The sequence below is a fragment of the Poseidonibacter ostreae genome, assembly GCF_009208075.1.
GTDB lineage: Bacteria > Campylobacterota > Campylobacteria > Campylobacterales > Arcobacteraceae > Poseidonibacter > Poseidonibacter ostreae.
On sequence record NZ_WFKJ01000002.1, the window covers coordinates 59091 to 84840 of the forward strand.

Here is a 25750-nt window from a genome sequence, read left to right on the forward strand (position 1 = left end):
ATTTATTACTCTACTACTTTTTCAAGTTTTTAATAAAATCTAATGTAATTCTAATTCCAGCACCTGTTCCACCAAATGAATGATATCCCCAAGGTGATTCACTATAAGCAGCCCCTGCAATATCTAAGTGTAACCATTTTTTCTTATTCTCTTTTTTTACAAAATTATTTAAAAATAGTCCAGCTGTAATAGATCCAGCTGCTCTTGAGCTTGTTGAGTTTACGATATCAGCAATTCCACTTTTTAATTGTTTTGGAAGATATCTATTAAAAGGTAATATACCTATTAACTCACCAGATGAATCAGCTGCTTTTTGCATTTTTTGCTTTAACTTATCACTATGTCCCATTGTTCCAATTGTTTCATTTCCAAGGGCAACTATACAAGCACCTGTTAGTGTTGCATAATCAAAAATGTAATCAATATCTTTAATTTCATCTTGTGCATAACATAAACAATCAGCAAGAACAAGTCGTCCTTCTGCATCTGTATTTCGAACTTCTATTGTAGTTCCATTCTTTGCAACTAAAACGTCATCTGGTTTATAAGCATCACCACCTATCATATTCTCAACAGCACCTATGATTCCATGAACTTCATATTCGCAAGAAAGAGCTTTTAAAGTATTCATAATTCCTAAGACTGCACTTCCTCCACCTTTATCACATTTCATAGAAACCATACTACCACCAACTTTTAAGCTTAAACCACCACTATCATACGTTAAACCTTTTCCAACTAATACAATCTTACCTTTTGGCTCTTTTGGCTTATATGATAGATGTATAAGTTGTGATTCATGTCTTGAAGCACGTCCTACATTAAACATTGCATTCATACCATTTTCTACTAAATAATCTTCACCATGAATAATACATTGTAAATTATTTTCACTTGCAATATTTTTAGCATCATTTGCCATAGTTGCTGGAAAATAATCTTCAGGTGGAGTATTAACAATACTTCTTACCATATTTACACTAGATGTAATTGCTAAAGCATTTTCTAAATCTTTTTCTAAAATCTCTTCTTCATTTTTTGATTTTGTTATAGAAATTGTAATATTAATCTTTTTACTTTTCTTTTTTTCTGATTTATATTTTGTAAAATCATAAGCTCCTAAAACTAAACCTTCAACTATTTCACCAATATTTAGTTCTTTATTATTTTGAACTAAATCAAACTTTACACTTTTGATATTTAGTTTTTTGATATTTCTAATAGCACTTGAAAAACAAAGCTTTAAATCTTCTTTTTTCAATTTTGGGCATGAAACATAAAATATATTTTCATTTGCATCAAAATATGTATCAAATGATTTTAAATCAAATGATATTTTTTTTAAAAGCTTTTGTCTATTTTTCTCTAATTTTTTTAAATCTTTTACTACAACTAATTCTATGTCAGAATCAATATTTTTTAAATATTTTTTTGATAGTTTAATATTCATTTATATTCCTTTTTTAATTTTTTTTCAAAGTGTTGATAATCTTTTATAGTAATCCAATCTCCACCCCATTTCCACCCATGCTTTTCAAAGATTTTAACAACCTTACTATTTTTAAGTAAAACTGCTTTATCTTTTAAACTTTTTATTTCATGTTTTCTAGTTCTATATTTTAGTGAGTCTTTATGAGAAATATGACCTTTTCTTGAAATATATGGATTCTCTATTGGATTTATATCAATAGCTTTTCCATATGCATGCTTTGACCACTTATTTTTTTTACCTGTAATAGCTCTACAGTTAAAGGCAGATGTATTATTATCTTCTATTGATACCCAATCATCAGCTTTATAATCACTTACTAGTTTCATCTTATAAATTGGATATTTTAAAGCATACAATTCATCAAATATTTTTAAAACTTCTTTTGCCACACTTTTATGAACTATTAACTCACCAATTTTATCTTTACCATCAAAACCTAAGTGCTTTATACTTAAATATCTCAAATCTTTTAATGGTACTGGACAGCCTTTTTTAAAAGAGTTTCCCAAAAGCATTCTATTTTCTATTTGTTTATTTATTAAAGATATTTTAAAAGGGTTTGTATTAGCTAGTAAAGTAGTAATTAAAATAGTAGTGAGTATAAAAAGATATTTTATCATAAGTGTAAACCTTTATAAACTAGTAAACCTCTACTAGTTTATAAATTTAATTTTTTGTTTTCTAGTTCTTCGTTTTTAGTTTTTGTTGATGGCACATAAATCAGAAAATGCAATCTCAAGTCTTGCAATCATAGATTCTTGTGAAGCTCTTAACCATTTTCTTGGGTCATAGTAAGATTTGTTTGGCTTATCTGGACATTCAGGATTTCCAATTTGACCTTGTAAATAAGCATGATTTTTTTCAACATATGATCTAACACCATCCCAAGTTGCCCATTGAGTATCTGTATCAATATTCATTTTTATTACACCATAATCAATTGATTCTCTAATTTCTGAAAGTTCAGAACCTGAACCCCCATGAAATACAAAATCAACAGGCTCTATTTCCGTACCATGTTTATCTTGAATAAATTTTTGTGAGTTATCTAAAATTTTAGGACTTAATTGAACATTTCCTGGCTTGTAAACACCATGAACATTTCCAAAAGATGCAGCAATTGTAAAGTTAGGGCTTACTTTACTTAACTCTTCATAAGCATAAGATACTTCTTCAGGTTGAGTATATAATAAGGCATTATCAACTTCAGAGTTATCAACACCATCTTCTTCTCCACCTGTAATTCCAAGCTCAATTTCAATCATCATATCAAGTTCATTCATAGTTTTGAAATAATCTACACAAGTTCCAATATTTTCTTCTAATGGCTCTTCTGAAAGGTCAAGCATATGAGATGTATATAAAGGTCGACCAGTTTGCTCAAAGTGTTTTTTCCCAGCATCTAATAAACCATCAATCCATGGTAATAATTTTCTAGCTGCATGGTCTGTATGTAAAATTACAGGAATACCATAAGCTTTAGCCATAGTATGAACATGATTAGCTCCACTTATTCCACCTAAAACCGCCGCATCTGAAGACTTTAAACCTTTTCCTGCGTAGTATCCTGCTCCACCATTTGAGAACTGAATAATAATTGGAGAATTAACTTTTGCTGCTGCTTCTAAAACTGCATTAACAGAATCTGTACCTACCACATTAACTGCTGGAATTGCAAACTTATTCTTTTTTGCATAAGCAAATAATTTCTTTGCTTCACTTCCAGTTAAAACTCCTGCTTTTACTATTTCTAATACACCCAAACTAGTCTCCTTGAAAATTTATTTAATTACGATTTTTGCTGTTTTTCTTAATTTATCAGAAATTTCTTTTACACTTTTATTGTAAGCATTTCCTATTAACATTTGTGAAATATTACCTTTTACTTCATTAAAAGATAATGATTTACCTTTCTTTTTAGATTCTAAATAAATTACATGATATCCAAATTGTGTTTTTACAGGAGATTTAGAATAAGAACCTGCTTTCATATTCTGTGCAGCTTTTGAGAATTCAGGAACCATTTGAGTTGCTGGGAATTCACCAAGTTTACCACCATTTTTTCCTGTAGGTCCAATTGATTTAGTTTTTGCTAAAGATTCAAATTTTGCTTGTTTATTTGAAGCTTTATTAATTTGTTTAATAATATCTTTTGCTTCAGACTCTTTTTCAAGTAAAATATGACTAGCTTTTAAAGTCATTGGAACTACAAAATTTGATTTATTTTCATCATAAAATTTTTTAATCTCAGAATCAGATGGTTTATGTTTTTCAATCTCATTTTTTTGCCATACTTGAAATGCTAAATCTTGTTTCATTTTATTTAAAGCATCTTTATAAGATGCATCATTTTCAATTCCATCTTTAATAGCTTGTTTTGCTAAAAGCTTTTTATTTATAATTTGTTCTAATACTTGCTTTTGAGCATTTTTTGGTAATTTTGAAAAATCTATTCTTGGATCTTGTAGTACTAAAGCAACGTCTGCTTTTGTAATTTTATCTCCATTTACAGAAGCATAATAATCAGCTGCATTTAAAGATACAGAAGTAATTGCTAGTGTTGCTACTAAACTTGAAATTATTTTTTTCATTTTTTTCCTTAGAAATTTTATTTTTATTATTTTATCTATTCTTGGTTAATAGAAGGTTAATTTTGCTATTTTAAAAGGCGAAAATATACATTACTTAAAGAAATTTTAAAATTTAGCTTAAAATAGCTTTAATTATTCAAATAATTATGCTACAATTCCGACAAAATTTAAACTTAACTTAAATTTAAAGGATAGAATTTATGAGAATATTAATTATAGAAGATGAAATAACTTTAAATAGAACACTTCAAGAAGGCTTAGCTGATTTTGGTTACCAAGTTGATGCAGCTGAGAATTATAAAGATGCTGAATACTTTATAGATATTAGAAACTACGACTTAGTTTTAACTGATTGGATGTTACCAGATGGTGATGGAATTGAATTATGTAAACTAGTTAAAAACAGAAGTTCAAGAACTGCTGTTGTTATTATTTCAGCAAGAGATGATAAAGAATCAGAAATTGAAGCATTAAAATCTGGTGCTGATGATTATATTAAAAAACCATTTGATTTTGATATTTTACTTGCAAGAATTGAAGCTAGATTAAGATTTGGTGGAACTAATGTAATTGAAATTGATGATTTAATTATTAATCCTGATGAAGAAAAAATCGAGTATGATGGGAATGAAATTGAATTAAAAGGTAAACCTTTTGAAGTTTTAACTCACCTTGCAAGACATAGAGATCAAATCGTTTCAAAAGAGCAATTACTTGACGCAATTTGGGAAGAGCCAGAATTAGTTACTCCTAATGTTATTGAAGTTGCAATTAATCAAATTAGACAAAAAATGGATAAGCCATTAAATATTTCAACAATTGAAACTATTAGAAGAAGAGGTTACAGATTCTGTTACCCTAATTTAACAGAAGAAGAGAAATCTGCAAAAGCAAAAGCTTAATATTTTTAACAAGGCTTAAATAATGGAAGCGAAGAGCATATACAAACAGTTTTATACTAAACTAATTATTGCTACTTCGCTTTTTATTATTGCACTATCATTTATTTTCTATGAATATACAAGAAGTACTGTTTATGGAAATATACAAAAAGTTATGCTCCAAGATGCAAAAGAGATTTATCTAGCATCATTAAATAAAAAACTTACAAAAAACAACTTTAAAGCTATTCAAAACAACAATGTTACTATTGATTTAATTGATGATGTAAAACTATTAAATTATAAGTTTTACACATATAAAAAAGAAAACCATTTTTATATAAAACTTATTTATCCTATAAATGTAAAGAAAAATCAATACTTGCGTATTATTAAAAATATTAATTTTGAAAGAGAATTATTATATTCAATCATTTTTAAAAACTTATTTATATTGGCAATTCCAGGATTTATACTAATGCTTTTATACTCACTTGTAGTATCAAAATCTTTACTTAAACCTATTATTCAAATTAATAAAAAACTCTCTAATATGGATGAAAACTCTTTAACACAAATTGATAAGAAAGATTTACCCATTGAATTTCATTCATTATCTGATTCAATTAACTCTTTAACAAATAGAATTGAAACCTATGTAAAATTTAAAAAAGAGTTATTTATAGGTGCTGCTCATGAGTTAAAAACTCCACTTGCTGTAATGAAACTAAAAAATGAAGTTACCTTACGTAAAAAAAGAGAAGTTGAAGCCTATGAAGAAACACTAAAGCTTACAGTAAAACAAATTGATGATATGAATATAATGATTTCTTCAATTTTAGATATAGGAAGAGCTGAAGGTGCTCAGTTTGAACAAACTATTGATTTAGATTTAGTTGAATATATGAAAAAGAAATCAAATGACTATAGAATGCTTAGTGCTCAGAAAAATATAATTATTACATTTTTTTCAAATGTGAATTTTTTAAAAACATCAATACAATTAACTCTATTTAATCAAATCCTGCAAAACTTTGTACAAAATGCTATCAAATTTACACCAAATGAAAAATCTATTGCAATAAGATTAAAAAAAACAAAGACTAAACTTGTTATTACTGTTACTGATGAGGGTTTAGGAATTGATGAAAAAATAAATTTGTTTGCACCTTTTAAAAGATATGGAAATCAAAGTGGCGTTGGATTAGGTTTATTTTTAGCAAAAAATGCTGCTGATGCATTAAGAGCTAGAATTTCTTTAAAAAATAGAAAAGATGGCAAAACAGGATGTGTTGCTAAATTAGTTATTAACAACCCATCTGAATTAAAAAAGACTTAGAATAAGTTAGCGTGTTCTATCTTAGTACACTTATTTTGAACTACTTTCATTCCTGCTTCGCTTGCTTTTTGTGCAGCTTCATTATTTACAAGCCCTAATTGAGTCCATACGGTATCAATATCACCTCTTGCTATACATGCATCAATCACAGCTGCGATTGCATTTGGTTTTCTAAAGATATCAACCATATCAATTTTAAAAGGTATCTCTTCTAAACTTCTATAAACTTTTTCACCTAAAATAGTCTCTTCTTTTGGATAAATAGGAACTATTTTAAATCCTGCATTTTGTAAATATTTTGCAACTCTATTTGAGGCTTTTTCTTCATTAGGTGAGAGACCTGCTATTGCAATTGTTTTTGTATTTTTAAATATTTTTATAATTTCTTCATTATTTGAATTAACACTTGGAAATTCACACTCCATTTTTTATCCTTTTTAATTATTTACTATATTATAAATAAATATGTTGAAAGTATTATAAAAAGGAAGAAAAAATTAGATTTTGTCTAATTTTCCTTGAACGTAAGTTTTAACATCACTATAGTTTATAGTTTCTTTAAAATCATTAAATTTAGCACCAGATGCATTTACATGTCCACCACCTCTTGCTAATTTTTCTGCCATTAAAGCAACATCAACTTTTCCATCTGCTCTAAAGCTAGAATTACCTTTTCTGCCAACATCTATAAAGAAGTCAAAGTCTGTATTAGCTTTTAAGAAAGCATTAGCAGGAATTGAGATAGAACCTAAACAGTAAGTTAAAAGACCTTTGTGTCCTTTGTATGTAACTGTAAGTTCATCTTTTATATCAGCAAGTGATTTTACTAAAAATTTTGCAGATAAGTTATCTAAAGTATCATCTTTTTTATCTAGTTTTAGAAACTCTTTTTTCATTTCGTGTAAGCTATTATCTAATAATATATTTCCATCTCTTTGTTCAATATATTTACATGACTCTTTTAGTAAATGAATTCTATATTCTCTATTCAAATCAGAAAAAAGTATATTATTAACTTCTCTTGCTTTTGAAACCATCATTAATAAAACTTTTCCAAACTCAAAGTTTTTAACTTCATTATCTAACCAAATATCAACTGCATTAATAGCATCTACTAAAGGAGATAACCAAGCTCTTTCATCACAATTAAAAGCACTATACTCTTCACACATATAGTCATATACTATTTTTGTAGCACATCTACTAATATCTAAATAGTACCAATGATAGATATCTGCACTTTTTTGACCACTTGCATGATGATCTAAAATTTGAAGCTTTATATTGAAACCATTATCATTTAATTCATTTATGCTTTTATCTAAATCTTTTGATTCTTGAGGAGTTAAATTTAAATCAGATATTAAAAAGAAAATCTCTTCTTCTTTAAAATCTTCAATCTGAGATAAAACCTTTTTAATAGTTAATTTAACTTCATTTCCATAATTTGCATTATAGTAAAAACCTTTTTTAAAAAACTCTTTTGTAATTAGCTGACATCCGTATCCATCTAAATCTGTATGAGAAATGTGAAATAACGTCATCAAGAAATATCTTTTAGTGTTAAATCATTTAAAAAACCATCAATTTTTGATTGTAAGTTGTTTAATAAAGGCCAAATAGTACATAACATTCCTACTTGACTTGGACAATCATTTACAGATGGTGAGCATTCGAAAACTGAAGGCGTTTTCTCTTCTGCTGCTGTTGTAATTTCTAATATAGTTATTTGATCATAAGATTTTTTTAAAGCAAATCCACCATTAACACCTCTATGAGACACTACTATTTGGTGCTTTGCTAAGTTTTGCATAATTTTTGCTAAAAATGATTTTGATATATTTAATTCTTTTGATAATACATCAACGTTCTTTGGTTCATCAGCTTTCGCGATTGAAATTAAAGAAAGAAGTGCATATTCACTCTTTTTTGTTAATAACATTTATATCCTGACATATTTTATTGATTGTATTTTACAAGAAACATTATTAAGATATGTAATTTTGAGGAATTAATTGTAAAATTTAATTTTGAGTAAAAAAAAAGGCTTACAGTAAAACTGTAAACCTTTTTTTAAGAAAGCAAGTAAAGCTAAAATTATTTAGCTCTAATTCCTAATGAAGCAACTAATTCAACAAAACCTGCATAATCAGTTCTTCTTAAATATTTTAATAGTCTTTTTCTTTTTCCAACCATTTTTAAAAGTCCTAATCTTGAAGAGTGGTCTTTTTTAAATGTTTTTAAGTGGTCAGTTAATACTGAAATTTGCTTAGTTAATATAGCAATTTGTACTTGTGCTGAACCTGTATCACCGTCTTTTTTTGCGTATTTTGCAACAATCTCTGCTTTTAAATCCTGATCTAAAGCCATCATGACCTCCTAATAGGTATATGTAATTTCACTTTACTATTTGTAAGTGGACGCGTATTATAGATAAAATTCCTTTAAAAAAACTTTAAGTATGTCGTGAATTTTAATAAAGCTTAACACTTTGGAGATTTTTCAAAAAAATAATGGTATAATTTATTTATATTATTTAAGAAAAAGGAGAAGGTTTTATGTTTAATGCATCTGAATTATTAGAAAATCCTAATAATCCAAAATTTAATTTAAAAGAATCCGAAATCTACTCTTTCAAAGAAGCTAATGAATTAATTAAAATTAATAAATATTCATATTCCTTATTTGCAATATGGAATGGTATTGTAATAAATTTACAAAGAAGAATAGAAAACTTTGGCATTGCAAATTTATTTACAATCATTGATGATAAAAATAACTTTAATGAAAAAGCTACAAATTTAAAAGAGCGTTGGTTAAATGTAAATGAATATAAAATTATTGATTATGCAAAAAACCTAAATATTATAAATAATACTACACATGATATTATCACTACTTTATATTGGATGAAATCTGACAATAATGAAGAAGATAGTCAAAAGCTTGACAAGTATGAAATTTATGCAATTGCATATTTACTTGAAAAGAACCTTATTTTAAAAGAGTTTAAAAAAGATTTAAGAGTAAATAAGATTAATACAGAAAACAATTTTAAGCGTAGAGAGATAGACAGATATAATGATTTAAATCTTGTACCTCAAACTCATCAAGAGATGCTTTTAAGGTCAAGTATTGAAGCTTTTAAAAAAGATAGTAAAGAAGAAGATAATCTTCCTTCTTTTATAGATAAGTATTGTTAAATACTTAATCTATTATTGAGTAAAAAATCACCCACCCGTTTCATAAAATGCTCTTGTAGATGTTTCATTATCATCTTTATCAGACCATTTATTTTTTTCTGGTTTATCAGCTAATACTTTTTTAAGTATTGCTGTTGCTTCATCAATTCTATTATTTCTAACTGCATCTTTAATACTCATAGCTTCTTCAAAATATAAACATGGAATTAAATTACCCTCAGCTGTTAATCTAATTCGATTACATGCAGCACAAAAATCATCTTTGTGTGGTTCTATAATACCAAACTGATATCCATCTTCAAGTTTATAATATTGAGCAGGAGAGCTTGTATCTCTTGGAATCATTTCAAAGTTTTTATACTTTCTTGAAACTATCTCTTTCATTTCATCAGAAGTAATACCTTTAGCTCCATCTTTTGCATGATTATTTTCCATAAATTCAATGAATCTAATTGTGTATCCTCTTTCTTTACAAAAGTCTAATACCTCAACTATTTCTTGATCATTTATTCCTTTAATTGGAACACAATTAATTTTGATTTTTAAACCAGCATCATCTGCTGCTTGAATACCTTTAAAAACTGTTTTTAAAACATCTTTTTGTGCTATCTTTGCAGCAACATCAGGTCTTAAAGTATCTAAAGAAATATTTATTCTTTTTAATCCTGCATCTTTTAGCTTTTGAGCTGCTGCTGGAAGTAAAAATGCATTTGTTGTAAGAGCTAAGTCAATATCATTTTTATAATCATAAATCATTTTTATAAAGCTATCTAAATTTTCTCTTAAAAGTGGTTCACCACCAGTGATTCGTACTTTTTTTATACCTTCATCAATTGCAACTTTAATAAATTTAAATAAATCTTCGTATGAAAGTAAGTTTTCTTTTGGAACCCATGAGAAAGGTTTTTCAGGCATACAGTATTGACATCTAAAGTTACATCTCTCTGTTACAGATACTCTTAAGTAATCTACTTTTCTACCATGTCCGTCTATTAACATATTTTTTCCTTCTATTATTAATCTGAAAGATTAATATAATTTAACTTAAAAAGGTCAAATTAATTTAACCTTTTCCAAGCCTCTTCTAAACTATCTACTCTTTTGGCAAATACTAAATATAATGCAATATTAAACTTAGCAAGTTTAATAATCTCTTCATCTGGATTTTTCACTATTTCTAAAGCTTCTTCAAGCGTAATATTTTCATATGTTTTATCATAAGAAATTCCAAAATCTTTTAAAGAAAAAGGTATTTCTACTATTTCACCATTAACTTCTTTCCAATACTTTCCATCTTTAAATACTTCTGGACTTCCTTCACTGGCTTTAACAACAAGAACTTCTTTATAATACTCTTTAAACATTGCTAAATATTTTTTTACATAAGGTTTATGAAAAGCTGTTGTAACTCCATATTCACTCTCTCCTGGATTCAATAACTTTTCAATTGTATTAAATACAGTTCTTAAACCTAATTCGTGTCTTAAGGGTGTAATATCACTTAATTCTTTAAGATATTCTACCCTATCAAAGAAAAATACGTGTTGCTTTAGGTCAAGAGAATTAAATACTTCTTTTGTAGTTATACCATTTTTTGCAGGTTGCAAAAAATCTCCTGAAATTACTAAATTTAATTCTTTTACATCTTTGTTTTTTTCAAAAAACTCTTTTAATATATTTTCATATAATGGAAATAAAAATGGATTATTAGTTCTACCATCAAATGAATAACCTAATTCAATAGAGTTTTCAATTTTTTGATATTTAACATATTTTTTTAATGCTTTAACTGCTGCTATTAATTCATCATTAGTTTCAAGCTTTGTTCTCCAAGCTATTAAAAAAGCCCCTATTTGACTTTGAGTTACTTTATTATCTAAGATTGAACTAATTGCATCAATTACTTCTTCTGCTTCTAAATCCCTGTTTCCTTTTGGACCTGTTCCTACAGCTTTAATATATTTTTTAAAATTCATTTATAAATACCTTGTTTAATATTGTTTTACACAAGGATAATATAGAATTGCTTAAATAAAACAATAGTTAAGGAAAATGTTGGCTGCCCTAGATACAATAAATAATATAAGTTTTTTTGATACTTTAAATGAGCAACAAAAAGAACAAATTGCTTCAATATCACTAGTGAACAAATACCCAAAAGACAGTATTCTTTACTATGAAAGTGAAACAAGTAAAAACCTTCTTTTCTTAGTTTCAGGATTGTTAAAAATATTTAAACTAGATAAATTTGAGAATGAAATTTTTCTTTATCATATATATAATAATTCTATGATTTCAGAGCTTTCTTCTATAGAACAAAATGATATATACTGTTTTTCTAATGCTGAATTTATTGAAGATTCAGAAGTTCTATCAATAAATTTTGAGAAATTTCATGAACTATTCTTATCAAAAAATATTTTAACAATTGAACTAATGGAAATACTTTTAAAAAAGACACATCAATTACAATGTATTGTAAATAGAGAACTTGTATTTGATGCAACTGCAAAAGTAGCTTTTATGATAAATCAAGATTTAGAGATGTTTAATAAACTAAAAAGACAAGAAGTATCTTTTATGTTACATATACAACCTGAAACTTTATCAAGAGTTTTAAAAAAGCTATCAAGAAATGGAAGTATTGAAATAGATAATAGTGAAGTAAAAATAAAAGATAAAACAGCTTTAGAGTATGTTTTTAAAGGAGTTGGGGTATGAGTGTGCAAACCAATACTATTAGTAGAAAAATAAAATTAATTGGTATTTTATTTATAGTTTTAATGACAAGTATCATTCTTACAACAATTTATTTAAATAATAAAAATAAAAAAGATGCCTTAGTGATTAATATTGCAGGAAAAGAGAGGATGTTAACTCAAAAAATTTCAAAAAATATTTTTTATTTATATCATAATAGTGATAATACATTATTTACAGAATTAGACTCTGCTACTATTGAGTTTATATATAATTTAAACTCTTTAAAAGATGGAAATACACTAACAGGAATAAACAAAGCACCTACAGATTTAATTGCAAAGCAAATATCAAAAGTTGATATTTTATGGAGTACTTTTTATGCAAATATAAATGACTTTAGAGAAAATATTGTAAAAAGAAATCCAGATAATGAAGTAGTTTTAAAAAATATTGTGAACTCTGTTCATAATACAAATATTACACTGTTAAATGAAGTTGATAAATTAGTTTTCATGTATACATTACATAGTGAAAAGAAAGCAGAATACATCAAGTATATACAATATATATTTGGGTTAATGATAATTTCACTTATGTTTTATAGTTTTTCACAGTTAAAAGCAATGGAAGATAATGTAAAGAAATTCTTTGAATTCTCAAAAAAATTAGCACAAACTGATGATAACAACCATTTAGAACCTATCAAAATTGAAGCAGAAAAAGAGATAATAGAAGCCTCTGATACGATAAATTGTTTCATTAGCAAGTTAAATTCAGCCATGGATTACTCATCAAGTGCTATTGAACAATCACAAAATGCATCTATTAAACTTGAAGAAATTACTGATGAGTTTAGTAAAACGATTAATGATTTAAAATATTCAAGTGAAATTTCAAATAAACTTGATAAAACAGAAAATATTGTAATTCAATCTCATGAAGACCTTATAAATACAACAAAGAAACTACAGCTATTAAAAAATGAGCTAGACAAGCTTTTAGAAAGTTGTAAAATATAAACTTGATACTTTAAGCTATAAACTTGACATATATTACTATTGTATGTCAAGTAACTAACACCCATACACTAAACAATCAGCACTCTTTAAAAACTATATTTACAACTCTTTTCTAAAATTGACATATATCCTTTCAAAATTGACATATATCATTTTTTTTAATCTCTCATTAGACTAAAATTTTTTCATAGTTCTTGCATCAGCAAAAGAGGAGAAAGAAAAGTATGGAACCTGTTTTAATTATTAGACCTGAGATCGCACTTGATGATTTCTTACCTATATTTTTATCATCTTCATTTGTATTGTTATTTGGACTGTTTTATGTAGCAATATATACGCTAGTAAAAATGGGTAAGCTTAAAAGTATATATATGCCTTTTGCATATATGTTCTGGGTTTTACAAACATATTGTACGTATTACTTCGCAGACATGATTCAAAGTAATCCTTTCACAATGAAAGCTTTAATGGTAACAATGGTGTGTTACTTGATCCTTCCACACCTATACTATCACTTGAATCAACGTTCAGAAGAACGATATGAACAATAAAAATTAGGAGGAAAAAGTGTCAAAAAAAGTTGTTTCAGTATGGACAAGTATTCCTTTTTGGAGAAGATCAGCAGGTTGGGTTACTGGTTTTGCTTCAATATTACTAATTTGGTTAACATTTGACTCAATGGGACAAATTAGTATGGGAACAGATGCCGACTTAAAAGCTGGTATCACAAAAAGAGTACCAGGTCCTACAGTAATTAATTATAAAATTACGTATGAGATGGATACAAAAAGAGGTCATGAGGTGCCAGTTATTGGTGAAAAAGAGAAGTTTTTTGGAAGAGATGATTGGTCTGAAGAAGAAGCAAGAGAGCTACTTCATTTAGGAAAATTAGGTTCACAAGCTAAGAACTGTATGAACTGTCATACTTTACTTGGAAACGGTGCTTATTATGCTCCTGATTTAACTAAAGCATGGTTAGATCCAGCATGGGGACCAAATGGACCATATTTAGGTATGACTAATTCTACTACAAAAGAAGAAGCTATGTCTAAATTTTTACAAGATCCTTCACAGTATCCAACTCATGAGAGAATGATGCCAGATCTTGATATTACAGAAAAAGAAGCTATGGGTCTTGTAGCATTCTTAAAACACATGTCTTCAATTGATACAAATGGTTTCCCAAGAAACTTCGCAAGAATGTCAACTGATGGTGTAACAGGAGCAATTCATGGAAAGTAATTTAAAATTTGAATCACAAAAATTAGCAACTTGGTACTTTACTGTAGCTGCTGTATTATTTGGTGCTCAATTATTAATGGGTTTAATTGCAGCAACTCAATTTTTATATCCAAGTTTTCTTTTTGAAATCTTTGATTTCTCTGTTGCAAGAATGGTACATATTAATGCATTAGTTGTATGGATGTTATATGCAATGATTGGTTCAGTTTACTGGTTATTACCAGAAGAAACAGGTATTGAAACTGTTGGTATTAAATTAGCTAAATTAGCATTCTTTGTTTTAACAGCAGCTGTTACTGTTGTTGTACTAGTATATATCATCGTTCAAGTTGGACCTGCTACAGAAGCAACTATTTGGTTTATTAACGAAGGTAGAGAATATATTGAAGCTCCAAGATGGGCTGATATTGGTATCGTTGTTGTTGTATTAGTGTTCGTTGCAAACCTTTTCTTAACTGCAATGAAAGGTAAGCAAACTGGAATTGTAACAGTATTAATGGCTGACGTTCTTGCACTTGCAGGTTTATATCTTGCTGGTATGTTCTTTACAGATAATATTTCTATGGATCAATACTGGTGGTGGTGGGTAATCCACTTATGGGTTGAAGCTACATGGGAAGTATTTGTTGGTTGTTTATTATCTTTTGGTCTTATTAGAATCATTGGTGCAAGAAGAGAAGTAGTTGAAATGTGGCTATGGATTGAAGTTTCAATGTTATTTGGTTCTGGTATCTTAGGTATGGGGCATCACTATTTCTGGATTGGTACTCCTGAGTACTGGTGGGAAATTGGAGCATTATTCTCTGCACTTGAACCTGTTCCATTAATTGCAATGTTTGTTCACGTAATTTACGATTGGGGTAAAGAGACTGGTCTTAAAGAAGCTGAAGCAAATGGAGAAGGTTATCATACAATGAATAACTCACCTGCATTTACTTGGTTTGTTATGAATGCCTTTGGTAACTTCTTAGGTGCTGGTATCTGGGGATTCTTCCACACATTACCACAAGTTAATATTTATACACACGGAACTCAGTTTACATCAGCACATGGACACTTAGCGTTCTTTGGAGCTTATGCAACTATTCTTATTGGTATGTTCTATATGGGAATTCAAGGTAAAAATGGGATTAAAGTATTAAAAGCTACTTTTGATTCAAAAATGGCTGTATTCTTAATTTGTTTTGGTGTAATGGGTATGACAGTAGCTTTAACAGTTGCTGGTTACGGTCAAGTTTTAGTTGAACGTGCTCAAATGGGTGCTACATGGGAAGGATTCTTTGTATCTCAAGATATGATGTGGTTCGTTCAAGGTATTGGATGGAGACTTGCGATGGGTGTTGTAACTTTAGTTGGGTTTGTTTACCTAATCAAAGATTTATTAACTACATCTAAAAACTCTATTCACGTTAAATAGAAAGGATATAAAATGTTTGAACCAATGACAGATTTGGTACCTAGTTTTTTTGCAACATTAAACCAAGGTCCATTAACATTGACACTTTTTCTTCATACTTTTATTGTACTTCCAATGTTTTGGATTTATAAGCAAGAGAAGAAAAGATTAGAAGAAGAAGCAGAAGATTAAAAAAGCGGGGGAGTCGTGTCCCCTACTTTTTAGAATAAGTTTATAAGAAAACTCGCCAGGAGTATAGCTTACTTCAATTAAAAGCTAATGTCTTGGCCATAGAATAATTAATTTATATATTAATATAAAGGGAGAAATTATGAAATTAGGTAAAGTTTTAAGTTTAGCAGCATGCACAGTAGTTACAGCAGGTTCTTTATTTGCAGGTACGTCAAATATGGATTTTCCAGAAGTTTATGAAAAAGAGTGTCAAGGATGTCATGGACCAATTCACCAAGGTGGTGTTGGATCAGATTTAAGACCAGGTGCTTTAAAGAAAAAAGAAAGACACGTATTAAGAGATGCAATCTTAGCAGGTGTTCCAAATACAGCAATGCCTCAATGGGATCATTCATTCTCTAAAGATGATGCAGATGGTATGGTTGATTGGTTAATGGATTGGAAAGATAATACAAATTATAAATTAGATTTCGATCAAATTCACTCAACTTGGACAAAATTAGCTGATAGAGAAGCATTAGCTAAAAAATATACTAAATCAGCAGATACTAAATCAGTTCTTGATATTACATTTGCAACTGAAAGAGATGCATCTTTAGTTGACTTTATTGATTCAACTAACGGGAAAGTATTATCTAGACATAAAGCTGGATTTGCAGTTCACGTAACAGTAACAAATAAGAAAAATCCAAGATATGCATACTCGATTTCAAGATCAGGTAGATTAACTATGTTTGATATTGCAGCTCCTGGTCAACCAGCGCTTGCATCAGTTCAAGTAGGGTTTGAATCAAGAGGACTTGCAGTATCTCCAGATGGTAAATATGTAATTGCAGGAAACTATACTCCAGGTGGAGCAGTTTTATGTGATGCAATGACTTTAGAGCCATTAAAAGCATATGATACATCAGCAGTAATTAACATGAAAGGTCAAATTGAAGCGTCAAGAGTTGCATCTTTAGCTGATACTCCTTATGGTCCTTACTTTGCAATGGCATTAAAAGATGCTGGTAGAGTATATATTATTGATTACTCTAAACCTGATTTCCCAATCGTTGGAGATGTTCCAAATATTGGTGAAGTACTTCATGATGCATTCTTAAATGAAGATGAAGGTGAAGATTTCGGTAGATACTACATGATTGCATCTCAAGGTTCTGATGTAATGGGTATCGTTGATTACAAAGAGAAAAATTTAGCTGCAAAAGTTTACACAGGTAAAAAATCTAAGCCACATCCAGGTCAAGGTTCTTCTTGGTTTAACAAAAAAATGGGTAAACAATTACATGCAACTGTAACTATGAACCAAGGTTCAGTAGTTGTTTGGGATTCTAACTGGGAAATTGTTAAAAAAATTGAAACTTCTGGTGGTGGATTATTCATAGGAACTGCACCTCATACTCCATATTTATGGGCAGATACAGTTCTTGGTAAACCAGCAACTTATAATGAAGTTCACTTAATTAACAAAGAAACTTTAGTAACTGATAAAATTGTTAAAGTTGGTAAAAAAGAAGGTCAATTAATTGATGCTAAAACTAATAAAGTATTACAAACTTGGGATGCAACTCAGTACAAAACTGTAACATTCCCAGAATCTAACCCACAAATTGGTAAAGATAAAGTTGTTGAATATACTTCAAAAGTTGGTGATAAAGTTAAAGAACCTGTACAACCAAGATTACTTCACGCAGAACCTGCAAACCATGGTAAATGGACTATGATTTCTGAGTGGACAACTGGTAGAATTGGTATTTATGAATCAGAAACTGGTAAATTTATTAAATATATTAATAACTTAACTACTCCTACATTTACTTATTCTGTTGAACACAGACAACATATCCCTGGTGCATAATTAGGAATATGTAAATATTCATCTCTTTTGAGATGGATATTTATCAAAAGGATTAAAATGAAAAAAGATATATTAATAAAACTTTTAATTTTAATCCTTCTTTTTAACTCTCAACTCTTATTTTCAAAATACTTAGATTCAAAATCATGTAACGAATGTCATCCAACTATTTATAAAGAACATGCCTCAAGTATGCATCATAAATCTTCTATTTATACTGATGAAATTCATACTAAAATGAAAGAAGCAATAAGTCCAAGAAAATATTCATGTGCTATATGTCATACACCTGCTGTAAAAAATCTAAGACCATTAATGCAAGGTAAATCTCAGCCAAGTGAATTTGACCATAGATTAAAAGATGGAGTTTCATGTTCATATTGTCATCAAATTTCAAAAGTAATTTTTACTAAACAAAAAGGTATTAATTTTTCAACTATGAATGATAAATTGAAACCAACATTTTTCGGAAATCTAGAAAGTCCAGAGGGTTCAAGTAAACATAATAGTTCTAGTAATAATGAAAACTATGTAAATAGTAAAGTCTGTATGGGTTGTCATTCACATAAAATCAATAAAAACGACATTCAAATTTGTAGTACCTTAGATGAAGTTGGACAAACAAGTGATTGTATTTCATGTCATATGCCAAAGAAAAAAGGAACACCTACAAAATTAAATGCAAAAGCAAGAGTAGAATATACTTCACATGAGTTTTTAGGAATACATTCTGAACAAATGGTTAAACAAGCTATTGAGTTAAGATTAAAACAACTATCAAACGATTCATTTGAATTATATATAAAAAATAAAATGGGTCATTCAATAATTACACAGCCTATGAGACTTAAATATGCAAAAACAGAAATTTTAAGAGATAAAAAAATTATATGGCAAAATTTTGACAAAAATCCTTATAAAGATAAAGATGCTACTTTTTCTATTGTATTTAAAGATATAAATAATAAGCCAACTTTTCCAGCTTTTGCAAAAGGGTATATTTATAATAATAACTTAAAATCAAAAGAAGAAAAAAGAGTTATCTACAAAGTTAAAGAATTAAAAAAAGGAGATATTATAAAATCCACGTGGGTTTCATATATCATAGCTCCAAAAATTGCTAAAAAACTTGATATTACAGATAAAGAATTGACAAAACAAATCTTAGGTCAAACAGTTCAATTAGAGATTAAATGATAAAAACTATTCTACTATTATCAATTTTTATTAGTTCATGTTTTTCAAATAATATATCATGGTATTCTTCTTATAATAAAGCTTTAAAAGATTCTCATAAACAAAAGAAAAATCTTATGATTTTTATAAGCTCAAAAAAAACAAATAAATCTAATTTTGTTCTTAGTAAGTATTTTATGAAACAAGATTATATTGAATATATAAATAAAAACTTCATATGTGTTTTAATAAGTGTAGAGAGTAAAATTTCATATCCTATTGAGATGTTTTATACTACAACATTTCCAAGTATATTTTTTGCTTCATATAAAGATGAGTCATTTTTAACTCACCCAATATATGATTTTAAAAGTAAAGAAGATTTTAAAAAGATTTTATTTTCAATAGATTATAAATAATATAAACCACTTCCAATAATAAGTGATAATACAATAGTAAGTACTACTGTTAAGATATTATACATTTTATCACTAACATGCATTTTTGTTTCTAAAAATTCTACTATTTTCATAGCAGGATAAATCATAAAAACTAACATTACTGATGAAAAAACTAATGTCATTACAATTTCCATATTTAACTCCTAATACTTTGCTAATTCAAACTGATCCCATAAAGCCTGTGCTTTCATGTTTCCAGTATCTTTTGCTTTTTTAATATACATTGCTGCTTTTTTCATATCTTTTTTCACACCTTGTGAAGAGATATACATAAACCCTAAATTTATTTGAGCATCAGTACTTCCTAAAGAAGCTGCTTTTTCATACCAATAAATAGCCTCTTTTTTATCATGTTTTACAATTGTTCCAACTGTATACATAAAGCCTAAATTATAAGCAGCTTCCTTATTCTCTAAAAGAGCAGCTTCTGTAAATAATGCAACTGCACGTTTATTATTCTTTTCTACACCATATCCATTAATATAGTTTTTTGCTAATTGTGTCATTGCAAAAGGATTTTTAGAATCACTTGCAATTTTTAGCCATTTAATAGACTCTTTTAAATTCTTTTCAACTCCATCTGCATTATTATACATAATTGATAAATTATGTGCAGCTTGAGAGTTTCCATTTTTTGCACTTTTAATAAAAAACTCATAAGCTTTTTTAAACTCATTGTTTTTATATGATTGCAAACCTAAATCATAGTTATTTGCAAATAGTAAAGATGCACAAGAAAGTGCCAACAATACTTTTTTCATTACTATATCCTTTATTATTAAATATATCTGTAATTTTATCTGATTATATACATATAATGTTGATAGCAGTCAAGTATTCCAATTATCATTTATGTTAACATTTAATACAAAAAAAATAAGGAGTACAAAATGAGTATACTAAGAAAAATACCTCTTGTACTAATATTTTTTTATTCATTTACTTTTGCACAAAATGTAAGTGGAGAAAAAGTATTTAAAACATATTGTTGGGGATGTCATCACCAAACTTCTGTAGCTTTTGGACCATCATTTCAAGAAATTGCAGATTTAAGAACAAGAGGAGAGATTCAAGGTCATATCATTGCTCCTAAATCAATGTATAAGCAATTAGGTCATAAAAGATCAGTAATGCCAAGTTTTGAAGGCAAACTTTCAAAAGAGGAGTTAGATGCAATAACAGATTTCATTTACTCTTTTAAATCAAAAAAGGATAAATAGAATGTTTAGACTCTCGAACCTAATCAAAACAACACTTGAAGATCAAAAATCAAGAACATTAAATGGTTCAATTATGATTTGGAATTTTACAAATCGTTGTAACCTATTTTGTCATCACTGTTATAGTAAAGCTGATGCAAATGAAAAAGATACACTAACTTTTGAAGAGATAGAACAAACAATTAAAAGACTTAAAAATGGTGGTGTAAACTTTGTAATTTTTTCAGGTGGAGAACCACTTTTAAGAAAAGATATTTTTGATATTGCACAATGTATGAAAGATAATGGAATAATGACTTATCTTTCTACAAACGGTTTATATATAAGTCCTAAAAATGTTGATAAAATAATTGAAACATTTAATTATATTGGTATTTCTATTGATGGTATTGAAGAAGTTCATGACCAGTTCCGTGGACAAAAAGGTGCATATAAAAAATCTATTGAAGCAATAAAACTTGTACAAAAACATGGTGGAAATGCTGGTATAAGATTTACTATCACAAAAGAGACTCAAGATAGCTTTTATGCAATGTTTGATTTATGTGAAGAATTAAATGTAAACAAACTATATATATCTCACTTAGTTTATTCAGGACGGGGAGAAGATAATCTTGAAATTGATATCTCAAAAGAGGAAAGAAGAGAGTATGTTAATTTCATAATTGATAAAGCCTTTGAATATTATGAAAGTGGTAGTAATATTGATTTAGTAACTGGAAATATGGAAATGGATGCAGTTATGTTATTAAATAGGTTTAAAGAAAAATACCCACAAAAAGTTGAACTACTAGAAAGTAAGTTAAAATCTTGGGGTGGAAACTCTGCTGGGAATAGACTTGGAAATATGGACTGGGCTGGAAATGTAAAACCAGATCCATTTTTTCCTTTTACAGTTGGGAACTATTTACAAACTCCTTTTGATGAAATTTGGACTTCAAAGAAAAATGATATTTTAAATCAATTAAGACAAAGTCCAAGAAATATTAAAGGGAAATGTGCCCAGTGTAAATATCTTGAGATTTGTAATGGTGGTTCAAGATCAAGAGCATATGCAATTAGTGGTGATTTATGGGAAGAAGACCCATCATGTTATTTAACAAATGAAGAGATTAGGAATTAATATGAAAATTTTTAAAATAATACTTGTAGCAGTTATTGCTCTTAGTTCAGTTTACGCAAAAGAAAAATTCTTTGTAGTTGAGAGAGAAAGCTCATCACTTGCAACAATCTATAATGGTTTAAAAAGAACTAATATAGAAGGCATGAGAAATATGAATCATGGAGTTGTAAAGTTTGAGGGGAAAGATGGTTATGTAATATCAAGAGATGGATATGTTATTAAATTCAATCCAGAATCTGAAAAGATATTAGCAGAATATAAAACTTCAAAATCAGCAATTGGTTTTGTAATTGGTAAAAACTATGTTGCAGTTGCAAACTATGATGATAAAAGTGTTGATATTTTGGATAGAGATTTAAAACCTATTAAAAAAATAAAAACTAATTCTAAAAATGTGGGAATTAAAATATATAAAGACTATTTAATTTTCTCACAAATGGATAATGACACAATTAGCGTTTATAAAGACATGAATCTTGGAATTGGTACTGCTGACTTTAAAGTATATAAAGAGTTTAAAGATGTAGGACAGTTACCTTTTGATGCAATGATAAAAGATAATAACTATATTGCAGGATTTTTTACATCACCACATTATGGTGTTGTAGATTTAGATACAATGTCATACAAAAAAATCAAGATTTATTTAAATGATGAAAGAAAGATGGTACTTAAAGTTCCTCACTTTGGATTTTGGAGTATTGGTGGAGATAAAGTATTTGTTCCAGCAGTTGGCGATAATAAAGTTTTAGTTTATGATAAAGATTTTAAATTTATCAAAAATATTGAAACTCAAGGTTTACCTGTATTTACAAGTTTAAGTCCTGATAAAAAACATTTAGCAGTTACTTATTCAGGAAAAGATTTTCCTACAATACAAATAATAGATACAAAGACATTAAAAATTATACATACATTTAATTTTGATGGAAAAGTTCTACATGTAAGATGGTCAAATAAATCACCACAATTATATGTATCAGTAAATGATACAAATAAAATAGCAGTAATACACACTAAAGAGTGGTTTTTAAATAGAGAAATATTTAATGTTAAAAAGCCTTCGGGAATATTTATATATGAGGATGGAAAATAAAATGGGTAAAGTATATTTAACAGGAGCAGGTCCTGGTGCAATTGATTTAATGACAGTGAAAGCTGCAAGATTAGTAACTGAAGCTGATATTATAATTTATGATAGATTAGCAAATCCAAAAATTTTAGAAACAGCTAAAGAAGGATGTGAGTTAGTTTATGTAGGTAAACAAGATGGAAAGCACTCAGTGCCTCAAGATGAAATAAATGAAATTATTTATCAAGCAGCATTAAAGCATGAAAAAGTTGTAAGACTTAAAGGTGGAGACCCTTTTGTATTTGGACGTGGTGGAGAAGAAGCTATTTATCTTTTTGATAGAGAGATTAAATTTGAAATTATCCCTGGTATTACATCATCTATATCAGTACCTGCTTATGCAGGTATTCCTGTAACTCATAGAGGTGTTACAACATCTTTTAGAGTTGTAACTGGTCATGAATCACCAAATAAAAGAATTTCACAAATAGAGTGGGAAAGTTTTTTAAATGATGAAACACTTATTTTCTTAATGGGATTCCATAATATTGGATTAATTACTAGAAAACTTATAAAACATGGAAAAGATAAAGATTACCCATGTGCAGTAATATCTAAAGGTTCAACTCCAGAACAAGAAGTTGTAGTTTCAACTTTAGAAAATATTGTAGAAGACTCTAAAAATATGCCAACACCTGCAATTATTGTTGTTGGAGAAGTTGTAAAATTAAGAGAAAAGATTAAATGGACTTATTAGTCCTTTAATCTTCTTCTTTAAACTTTTTATTTACATACATTGCAAGTCCTGATAGTAAAGAAATTCCAAAAGAAATAACTAAGCCTCTACCTACTGTATATAAACAATCATTTATATTAACTCCACTTTTATATTCAAGTGCAGCCCAAATAACATGACCTATAAAAACTATTATAGCAGCACCTGCTAATAAGGTTGATGCCTGAATACTATTTTCTTCCATCTTAAGTAAAGAATACTTCTAGTTTTTCTTTATCTACTGTTTTTGCTTTTGCATCTATTAAACCATCATTTTTAAATACTCTTAGCATTCTAGAAAGTGTTTCAGGTGAGATATTTAATATCTCTGCAACCATGATATTTTTAGTATTAAAGAAATCTTCTGTGTGTTCACATAAATACTTTGCAATTCTTTCTTTTGAATCAAGAACTACATGTAAAGATACAAGCTTTTCTAGATTTCTAATTTTTTTAATAAGTGATGTTTGAATCATAAATGATAATTCAGGATCTTGATATATAACTTCTTTTAGCTTTACAAAATCTACTCTTAAAACTTCTGATTCTGAAAAACATTGTGCAGTTGCTGGATAAGGTATTTCTTCAAAATTAGCAACCTCAGCAATAAGCTCATTAGAATGAAAGTATTTCATAATAATCTCTTTATCATTTGAAGCAGTTTTATAAAGCTTTACAATACCTTTTGCAAGTATATATAAATACCTTGATTCATCACCTTCATAAAAAATAATATTGTCTTTTGATAATTTTAGTAGTGTAGTAAATTCTTCAATCTGAGATATAGTTTCATCTCTTAAATCTTTAAATAAGTAAATATCTTTTAACTTAACTTTCACTTCGTCTCCTAAATTTTAGAATTGATTTAATGAAAGTATAGTTAAAAAATCTTTTTATCCACTTGATTTGAGTTAAGTAAATAGGATTATTTTAGTTCAAAATAACTTTTAACCCAAGAAAGTTCCGTATCATTTTGTAATACTATTTTAGTTATTTCATTTTTATTTTTATCAAGTATTGATAAATTCATACCCTCAAGTTTTAAAAACTCTTTTCCCCATTGTTTTTCTAACTGTTCTAATCTACCATAAACATCTTTTGCAGGTGGTTTCTCTTTTATATCAGTAATTTTACTTCTAATAGATAAGCCCCCTGCTCTTTTTTCTAAAACATATGGCATATGCTTTTGTAAGATTGGATAAACTCTTTGATCTTTTGCACTTGGCATTCCTTGTTTTAATGCCATAATTCCTAGTAACATAAATACAGCAAAAAATGCTACTATTAATAATCTACTTACTTTCATTTTTCTTCCTTAAAATTAGATATATACTCTTTAGCTTTTTTATCTAAAAACTTCATTCTATCTTTACCTTTTGGCATTGTATTTCTATATTCTCTCATTTGTTTTAAAAAGTTCTCTACTGAATTTGGAATAATATTTTCCAACCATAGTTTTAATTGCTTTGACATTGCAGGTGAACTTCCTGATGTAGAAATTGCAATAGTTAAATCACCTTTTTTAATATGTGCAGGAAAAATAAAATCACAGTATTCTTGAATATCAACACAAGAGTACAAACATTTATAATCTCTAGTTTCTACATATATTGATTCTTGCAGTTTTATATTATCAACTGCTGCAAGTACAATATCAAAACCTTTGGCATCACTAAAATTATAATTTCTTTGTATATAAGATAAGCACTTATTTTGTATTAACTCTCTTACTTCACTTATACATTCATTTGAAATAATTGTAATATTATTTGTAAACTCTAATAGATATTTTAATTTTCTATAAGCAATTGTACCACCACCTATAATTAAAACTTTTTTATCATCAAACTTTATAAACACTGGAACATATGACATTAAATACCTTTGGGATTTATAAAAGAAATTATAGTCAAATTTATATCTGAAATACTTAATGCATATCAAGTAAAAAAGTTGTTTCAAATCAAGGCAGAAGTGAAAAATTGTTGATATACTTTCTCAAAATCG

The 25750-nt window shown here is 27.9% G+C and carries 31 protein-coding genes; 15 read left to right on the forward strand and 16 right to left on the reverse strand.

The window, feature by feature from the left end; all coding sequences use genetic code 11:
• Positions 1 to 13: 13 nt before the first annotated feature.
• The 4 genes from GBG18_RS01080 to GBG18_RS01095 all read right to left on the reverse strand — a co-directional run bounded on the left by GBG18_RS01080 (position 14) and on the right by GBG18_RS01095 (position 4083).
• Complete coding sequence (locus GBG18_RS01080) at positions 14 to 1450, reverse strand: leucyl aminopeptidase (RefSeq protein WP_152187578.1); 1437 nt, start codon at positions 1448 to 1450, stop codon at positions 14 to 16.
• Positions 1447 to 2112 carry a M15 family metallopeptidase gene (locus GBG18_RS01085; RefSeq protein ID WP_152187579.1) on the reverse strand — a complete coding sequence of 222 codons (666 nt, stop codon included), beginning with the start codon at positions 2110 to 2112 and terminating at the stop codon, positions 1447 to 1449. Before GBG18_RS01085 ends, GBG18_RS01080 begins: the two co-directional genes overlap by 4 nt.
• A 75-nt stretch (positions 2113 to 2187) precedes the next feature.
• Positions 2188 to 3255: a class II fructose-bisphosphate aldolase gene (fbaA, locus tag GBG18_RS01090; RefSeq protein ID WP_152187581.1), complete on the reverse strand. Its 1068-nt coding sequence runs from the start codon at positions 3253 to 3255 to the stop codon at positions 2188 to 2190.
• Positions 3256 to 3273: 18 nt separating this feature from the next.
• On the reverse strand, positions 3274 to 4083 hold the full coding sequence (locus GBG18_RS01095; protein WP_152187583.1) for a peptidylprolyl isomerase: 810 nt from the start codon (positions 4081 to 4083) through the stop codon (positions 3274 to 3276).
• Positions 4084 to 4283: 200 nt separating this feature from the next.
• Here GBG18_RS01095 and hsrA point away from each other — a divergent pair, with 200 nt between their 5' ends.
• Both hsrA and GBG18_RS01105 read left to right on the forward strand, forming a co-directional pair.
• Positions 4284 to 4985, forward strand: a complete 702-nt coding sequence (gene hsrA, locus GBG18_RS01100; RefSeq protein ID WP_152187585.1) for a homeostatic response regulator transcription factor HsrA — start codon at positions 4284 to 4286, stop codon at positions 4983 to 4985.
• Positions 4986 to 5007: 22 nt separating this feature from the next.
• On the forward strand, positions 5008 to 6303 hold the full coding sequence (locus tag GBG18_RS01105; protein ID WP_152187587.1) for a sensor histidine kinase: 1296 nt from the start codon (positions 5008 to 5010) through the stop codon (positions 6301 to 6303).
• On the opposite strand, the gene GBG18_RS01110 is transcribed toward GBG18_RS01105, so the two are convergent.
• The 4 genes from GBG18_RS01110 to rpsO all read right to left on the reverse strand — a co-directional run bounded on the left by GBG18_RS01110 (position 6300) and on the right by rpsO (position 8673).
• Complete coding sequence (locus GBG18_RS01110; protein ID WP_152187589.1) at positions 6300 to 6728, reverse strand: CoA-binding protein; 429 nt, start codon at positions 6726 to 6728, stop codon at positions 6300 to 6302. The two genes, GBG18_RS01105 and GBG18_RS01110, sit on opposite strands and share 4 nt — an antisense overlap.
• 72 nt (positions 6729 to 6800) lie before the next feature.
• A complete protein-coding gene (locus tag GBG18_RS01115) occupies positions 6801 to 7847 on the reverse strand; it encodes a DHH family phosphoesterase (protein ID WP_152187591.1) in 1047 nt (348 codons plus the stop codon).
• On the reverse strand, positions 7847 to 8245 hold the full coding sequence (locus GBG18_RS01120; RefSeq protein ID WP_152187593.1) for an RrF2 family transcriptional regulator: 399 nt from the start codon (positions 8243 to 8245) through the stop codon (positions 7847 to 7849). Before GBG18_RS01120 ends, GBG18_RS01115 begins: the two co-directional genes overlap by 1 nt.
• Positions 8246 to 8400: 155 nt before the next feature.
• Positions 8401 to 8673, reverse strand: coding sequence for a 30S ribosomal protein S15 (rpsO, locus tag GBG18_RS01125; protein ID WP_152187595.1), 273 nt, complete (start codon positions 8671 to 8673; stop codon positions 8401 to 8403).
• Between the two features lie 188 nt (positions 8674 to 8861).
• Here rpsO and GBG18_RS01130 point away from each other — a divergent pair, with 188 nt between their 5' ends.
• The gene (locus tag GBG18_RS01130) at positions 8862 to 9506 is read left to right on the forward strand and encodes a hypothetical protein (protein WP_152187597.1); all 645 of its coding nucleotides are present in this window, start codon (positions 8862 to 8864) and stop codon (positions 9504 to 9506) included.
• A gap of 27 nt (positions 9507 to 9533) precedes the next feature.
• On the opposite strand, the gene moaA is transcribed toward GBG18_RS01130, so the two are convergent.
• Together moaA and GBG18_RS01140 are read right to left on the reverse strand one after the other, a co-directional pair.
• On the reverse strand, positions 9534 to 10505 hold the full coding sequence (moaA, locus tag GBG18_RS01135; protein WP_152187599.1) for a GTP 3',8-cyclase MoaA: 972 nt from the start codon (positions 10503 to 10505) through the stop codon (positions 9534 to 9536).
• A gap of 59 nt (positions 10506 to 10564) precedes the next feature.
• Positions 10565 to 11482, reverse strand: a complete 918-nt coding sequence (locus GBG18_RS01140; protein ID WP_152187601.1) for a glycosyl transferase — start codon at positions 11480 to 11482, stop codon at positions 10565 to 10567.
• Positions 11483 to 11558: 76 nt separating this feature from the next.
• Between GBG18_RS01140 and GBG18_RS01145 the strand changes: the two genes are divergently transcribed.
• The 8 genes from GBG18_RS01145 to GBG18_RS01180 all read left to right on the forward strand — a co-directional run bounded on the left by GBG18_RS01145 (position 11559) and on the right by GBG18_RS01180 (position 19511).
• The gene (locus tag GBG18_RS01145) at positions 11559 to 12227 is read left to right on the forward strand and encodes a Crp/Fnr family transcriptional regulator (protein WP_308418445.1); all 669 of its coding nucleotides are present in this window, start codon (positions 11559 to 11561) and stop codon (positions 12225 to 12227) included.
• Positions 12224 to 13228 carry a type IV pili methyl-accepting chemotaxis transducer N-terminal domain-containing protein gene (locus tag GBG18_RS01150; protein ID WP_226896361.1) on the forward strand — a complete coding sequence of 335 codons (1005 nt, stop codon included), beginning with the start codon at positions 12224 to 12226 and terminating at the stop codon, positions 13226 to 13228. Before GBG18_RS01145 ends, GBG18_RS01150 begins: the two co-directional genes overlap by 4 nt.
• 567 nt (positions 13229 to 13795) lie before the next feature.
• Positions 13796 to 14470, forward strand: coding sequence for a c-type cytochrome (locus GBG18_RS01160; RefSeq protein ID WP_152187605.1), 675 nt, complete (start codon positions 13796 to 13798; stop codon positions 14468 to 14470).
• Positions 14460 to 15887 carry a cbb3-type cytochrome c oxidase subunit I gene (locus GBG18_RS01165; protein ID WP_152187607.1) on the forward strand — a complete coding sequence of 476 codons (1428 nt, stop codon included), beginning with the start codon at positions 14460 to 14462 and terminating at the stop codon, positions 15885 to 15887. Before GBG18_RS01160 ends, GBG18_RS01165 begins: the two co-directional genes overlap by 11 nt.
• Positions 15888 to 15899: 12 nt before the next feature.
• Positions 15900 to 16058 (forward strand): hypothetical protein, encoded by a 159-nt coding sequence (locus tag GBG18_RS15255; RefSeq protein ID WP_193311041.1) that lies wholly within the window; start codon positions 15900 to 15902, stop codon positions 16056 to 16058.
• Positions 16059 to 16197: 139 nt separating this feature from the next.
• The gene (locus tag GBG18_RS01170; protein ID WP_152187609.1) at positions 16198 to 17916 is read left to right on the forward strand and encodes a nitrite reductase; all 1719 of its coding nucleotides are present in this window, start codon (positions 16198 to 16200) and stop codon (positions 17914 to 17916) included.
• Positions 17917 to 17973: 57 nt separating this feature from the next.
• Positions 17974 to 19113: a multiheme c-type cytochrome gene (locus tag GBG18_RS01175; protein ID WP_152187610.1), complete on the forward strand. Its 1140-nt coding sequence runs from the start codon at positions 17974 to 17976 to the stop codon at positions 19111 to 19113.
• Entirely contained in the window at positions 19110 to 19511 is a 402-nt protein-coding gene (locus tag GBG18_RS01180; RefSeq protein ID WP_152187612.1) for a thioredoxin domain-containing protein, read from the forward strand. Before GBG18_RS01175 ends, GBG18_RS01180 begins: the two co-directional genes overlap by 4 nt.
• Here the strand turns inward: GBG18_RS01180 and GBG18_RS01185 are convergent.
• Positions 19502 to 19687 (reverse strand): hypothetical protein, encoded by a 186-nt coding sequence (locus GBG18_RS01185; RefSeq protein ID WP_152187614.1) that lies wholly within the window; start codon positions 19685 to 19687, stop codon positions 19502 to 19504. The genes GBG18_RS01180 and GBG18_RS01185 overlap by 10 nt on opposite strands.
• A gap of 9 nt (positions 19688 to 19696) precedes the next feature.
• Positions 19697 to 20314 (reverse strand): tetratricopeptide repeat protein, encoded by a 618-nt coding sequence (locus GBG18_RS01190; RefSeq protein ID WP_152187616.1) that lies wholly within the window; start codon positions 20312 to 20314, stop codon positions 19697 to 19699.
• 129 nt (positions 20315 to 20443) lie between these two features.
• Here GBG18_RS01190 and GBG18_RS01195 point away from each other — a divergent pair, with 129 nt between their 5' ends.
• The 4 genes from GBG18_RS01195 to cobA are packed head-to-tail and all read left to right on the forward strand — an operon-like array spanning position 20444 to position 23725.
• Entirely contained in the window at positions 20444 to 20773 is a 330-nt protein-coding gene (locus tag GBG18_RS01195) for a c-type cytochrome (protein ID WP_152187618.1), read from the forward strand.
• A 1-nt stretch (position 20774) separates the two neighbouring features.
• On the forward strand, positions 20775 to 21896 hold the full coding sequence (locus tag GBG18_RS01200; protein ID WP_152187620.1) for a radical SAM/SPASM domain-containing protein: 1122 nt from the start codon (positions 20775 to 20777) through the stop codon (positions 21894 to 21896).
• A 1-nt stretch (position 21897) separates the two neighbouring features.
• Positions 21898 to 22992: a cytochrome D1 domain-containing protein gene (locus GBG18_RS01205; RefSeq protein WP_152187622.1), complete on the forward strand. Its 1095-nt coding sequence runs from the start codon at positions 21898 to 21900 to the stop codon at positions 22990 to 22992.
• Position 22993: 1 nt separating this feature from the next.
• Entirely contained in the window at positions 22994 to 23725 is a 732-nt protein-coding gene (cobA, locus tag GBG18_RS01210) for a uroporphyrinogen-III C-methyltransferase (RefSeq protein ID WP_152187624.1), read from the forward strand.
• Between the two features lie 4 nt (positions 23726 to 23729).
• Here the strand turns inward: cobA and GBG18_RS01215 are convergent, their stop codons facing one another.
• The 4 genes from GBG18_RS01215 to GBG18_RS01230 all read right to left on the reverse strand — a co-directional run bounded on the left by GBG18_RS01215 (position 23730) and on the right by GBG18_RS01230 (position 25618).
• Entirely contained in the window at positions 23730 to 23948 is a 219-nt protein-coding gene (locus tag GBG18_RS01215) for a hypothetical protein (RefSeq protein WP_152187626.1), read from the reverse strand.
• A 1-nt stretch (position 23949) separates the two neighbouring features.
• Positions 23950 to 24582: a Crp/Fnr family transcriptional regulator gene (locus GBG18_RS01220; protein WP_152187628.1), complete on the reverse strand. Its 633-nt coding sequence runs from the start codon at positions 24580 to 24582 to the stop codon at positions 23950 to 23952.
• An 86-nt stretch (positions 24583 to 24668) separates the two neighbouring features.
• Positions 24669 to 25049 carry a hypothetical protein gene (locus GBG18_RS01225; RefSeq protein WP_152187630.1) on the reverse strand — a complete coding sequence of 127 codons (381 nt, stop codon included), beginning with the start codon at positions 25047 to 25049 and terminating at the stop codon, positions 24669 to 24671.
• Positions 25046 to 25618 (reverse strand): precorrin-2 dehydrogenase/sirohydrochlorin ferrochelatase family protein, encoded by a 573-nt coding sequence (locus tag GBG18_RS01230; RefSeq protein ID WP_152187631.1) that lies wholly within the window; start codon positions 25616 to 25618, stop codon positions 25046 to 25048. Before GBG18_RS01230 ends, GBG18_RS01225 begins: the two co-directional genes overlap by 4 nt.
• Between the last annotated feature and the right edge of the window lie 132 nt (positions 25619 to 25750).

Coding starts and splice junctions, on each gene's coding strand:
- GBG18_RS01080 (WP_152187578.1), bottom strand. CDS start 1,450: ATGAATATTAAACTATCAAAAAAATATTTAAAAAATATTGATTCTGAC.
- GBG18_RS01085 (WP_152187579.1), bottom strand. CDS start 2,112: ATGATAAAATATCTTTTTATACTCACTACTATTTTAATTACTACTTTA.
- GBG18_RS01095 (WP_152187583.1), bottom strand. CDS start 4,083: ATGAAAAAAATAATTTCAAGTTTAGTAGCAACACTAGCAATTACTTCT.
- hsrA (WP_152187585.1), top strand. CDS start 4,284: ATGAGAATATTAATTATAGAAGATGAAATAACTTTAAATAGAACACTT.
- GBG18_RS01105 (WP_152187587.1), top strand. CDS start 5,008: ATGGAAGCGAAGAGCATATACAAACAGTTTTATACTAAACTAATTATT.
- GBG18_RS01110 (WP_152187589.1), bottom strand. CDS start 6,728: ATGGAGTGTGAATTTCCAAGTGTTAATTCAAATAATGAAGAAATTATA.
- GBG18_RS01115 (WP_152187591.1), bottom strand. CDS start 7,847: ATGACGTTATTTCACATTTCTCATACAGATTTAGATGGATACGGATGT.
- GBG18_RS01120 (WP_152187593.1), bottom strand. CDS start 8,245: ATGTTATTAACAAAAAAGAGTGAATATGCACTTCTTTCTTTAATTTCA.
- rpsO (WP_152187595.1), bottom strand. CDS start 8,673: ATGGCTTTAGATCAGGATTTAAAAGCAGAGATTGTTGCAAAATACGCA.
- GBG18_RS01130 (WP_152187597.1), top strand. CDS start 8,862: ATGTTTAATGCATCTGAATTATTAGAAAATCCTAATAATCCAAAATTT.
- moaA (WP_152187599.1), bottom strand. CDS start 10,505: ATGTTAATAGACGGACATGGTAGAAAAGTAGATTACTTAAGAGTATCT.
- GBG18_RS01140 (WP_152187601.1), bottom strand. CDS start 11,482: ATGAATTTTAAAAAATATATTAAAGCTGTAGGAACAGGTCCAAAAGGA.
- GBG18_RS01145 (WP_308418445.1), top strand. CDS start 11,559: ATGTTGGCTGCCCTAGATACAATAAATAATATAAGTTTTTTTGATACT.
- GBG18_RS01150 (WP_226896361.1), top strand. CDS start 12,224: ATGAGTGTGCAAACCAATACTATTAGTAGAAAAATAAAATTAATTGGT.
- GBG18_RS01165 (WP_152187607.1), top strand. CDS start 14,460: ATGGAAAGTAATTTAAAATTTGAATCACAAAAATTAGCAACTTGGTAC.
- GBG18_RS15255 (WP_193311041.1), top strand. CDS start 15,900: ATGTTTGAACCAATGACAGATTTGGTACCTAGTTTTTTTGCAACATTA.
- GBG18_RS01170 (WP_152187609.1), top strand. CDS start 16,198: ATGAAATTAGGTAAAGTTTTAAGTTTAGCAGCATGCACAGTAGTTACA.
- GBG18_RS01175 (WP_152187610.1), top strand. CDS start 17,974: ATGAAAAAAGATATATTAATAAAACTTTTAATTTTAATCCTTCTTTTT.
- GBG18_RS01180 (WP_152187612.1), top strand. CDS start 19,110: ATGATAAAAACTATTCTACTATTATCAATTTTTATTAGTTCATGTTTT.
- GBG18_RS01185 (WP_152187614.1), bottom strand. CDS start 19,687: ATGGAAATTGTAATGACATTAGTTTTTTCATCAGTAATGTTAGTTTTT.
- GBG18_RS01190 (WP_152187616.1), bottom strand. CDS start 20,314: ATGAAAAAAGTATTGTTGGCACTTTCTTGTGCATCTTTACTATTTGCA.
- GBG18_RS01195 (WP_152187618.1), top strand. CDS start 20,444: ATGAGTATACTAAGAAAAATACCTCTTGTACTAATATTTTTTTATTCA.
- GBG18_RS01200 (WP_152187620.1), top strand. CDS start 20,775: ATGTTTAGACTCTCGAACCTAATCAAAACAACACTTGAAGATCAAAAA.
- GBG18_RS01205 (WP_152187622.1), top strand. CDS start 21,898: ATGAAAATTTTTAAAATAATACTTGTAGCAGTTATTGCTCTTAGTTCA.
- cobA (WP_152187624.1), top strand. CDS start 22,994: ATGGGTAAAGTATATTTAACAGGAGCAGGTCCTGGTGCAATTGATTTA.
- GBG18_RS01215 (WP_152187626.1), bottom strand. CDS start 23,948: ATGGAAGAAAATAGTATTCAGGCATCAACCTTATTAGCAGGTGCTGCT.
- GBG18_RS01225 (WP_152187630.1), bottom strand. CDS start 25,049: ATGAAAGTAAGTAGATTATTAATAGTAGCATTTTTTGCTGTATTTATG.
- GBG18_RS01230 (WP_152187631.1), bottom strand. CDS start 25,618: ATGTCATATGTTCCAGTGTTTATAAAGTTTGATGATAAAAAAGTTTTA.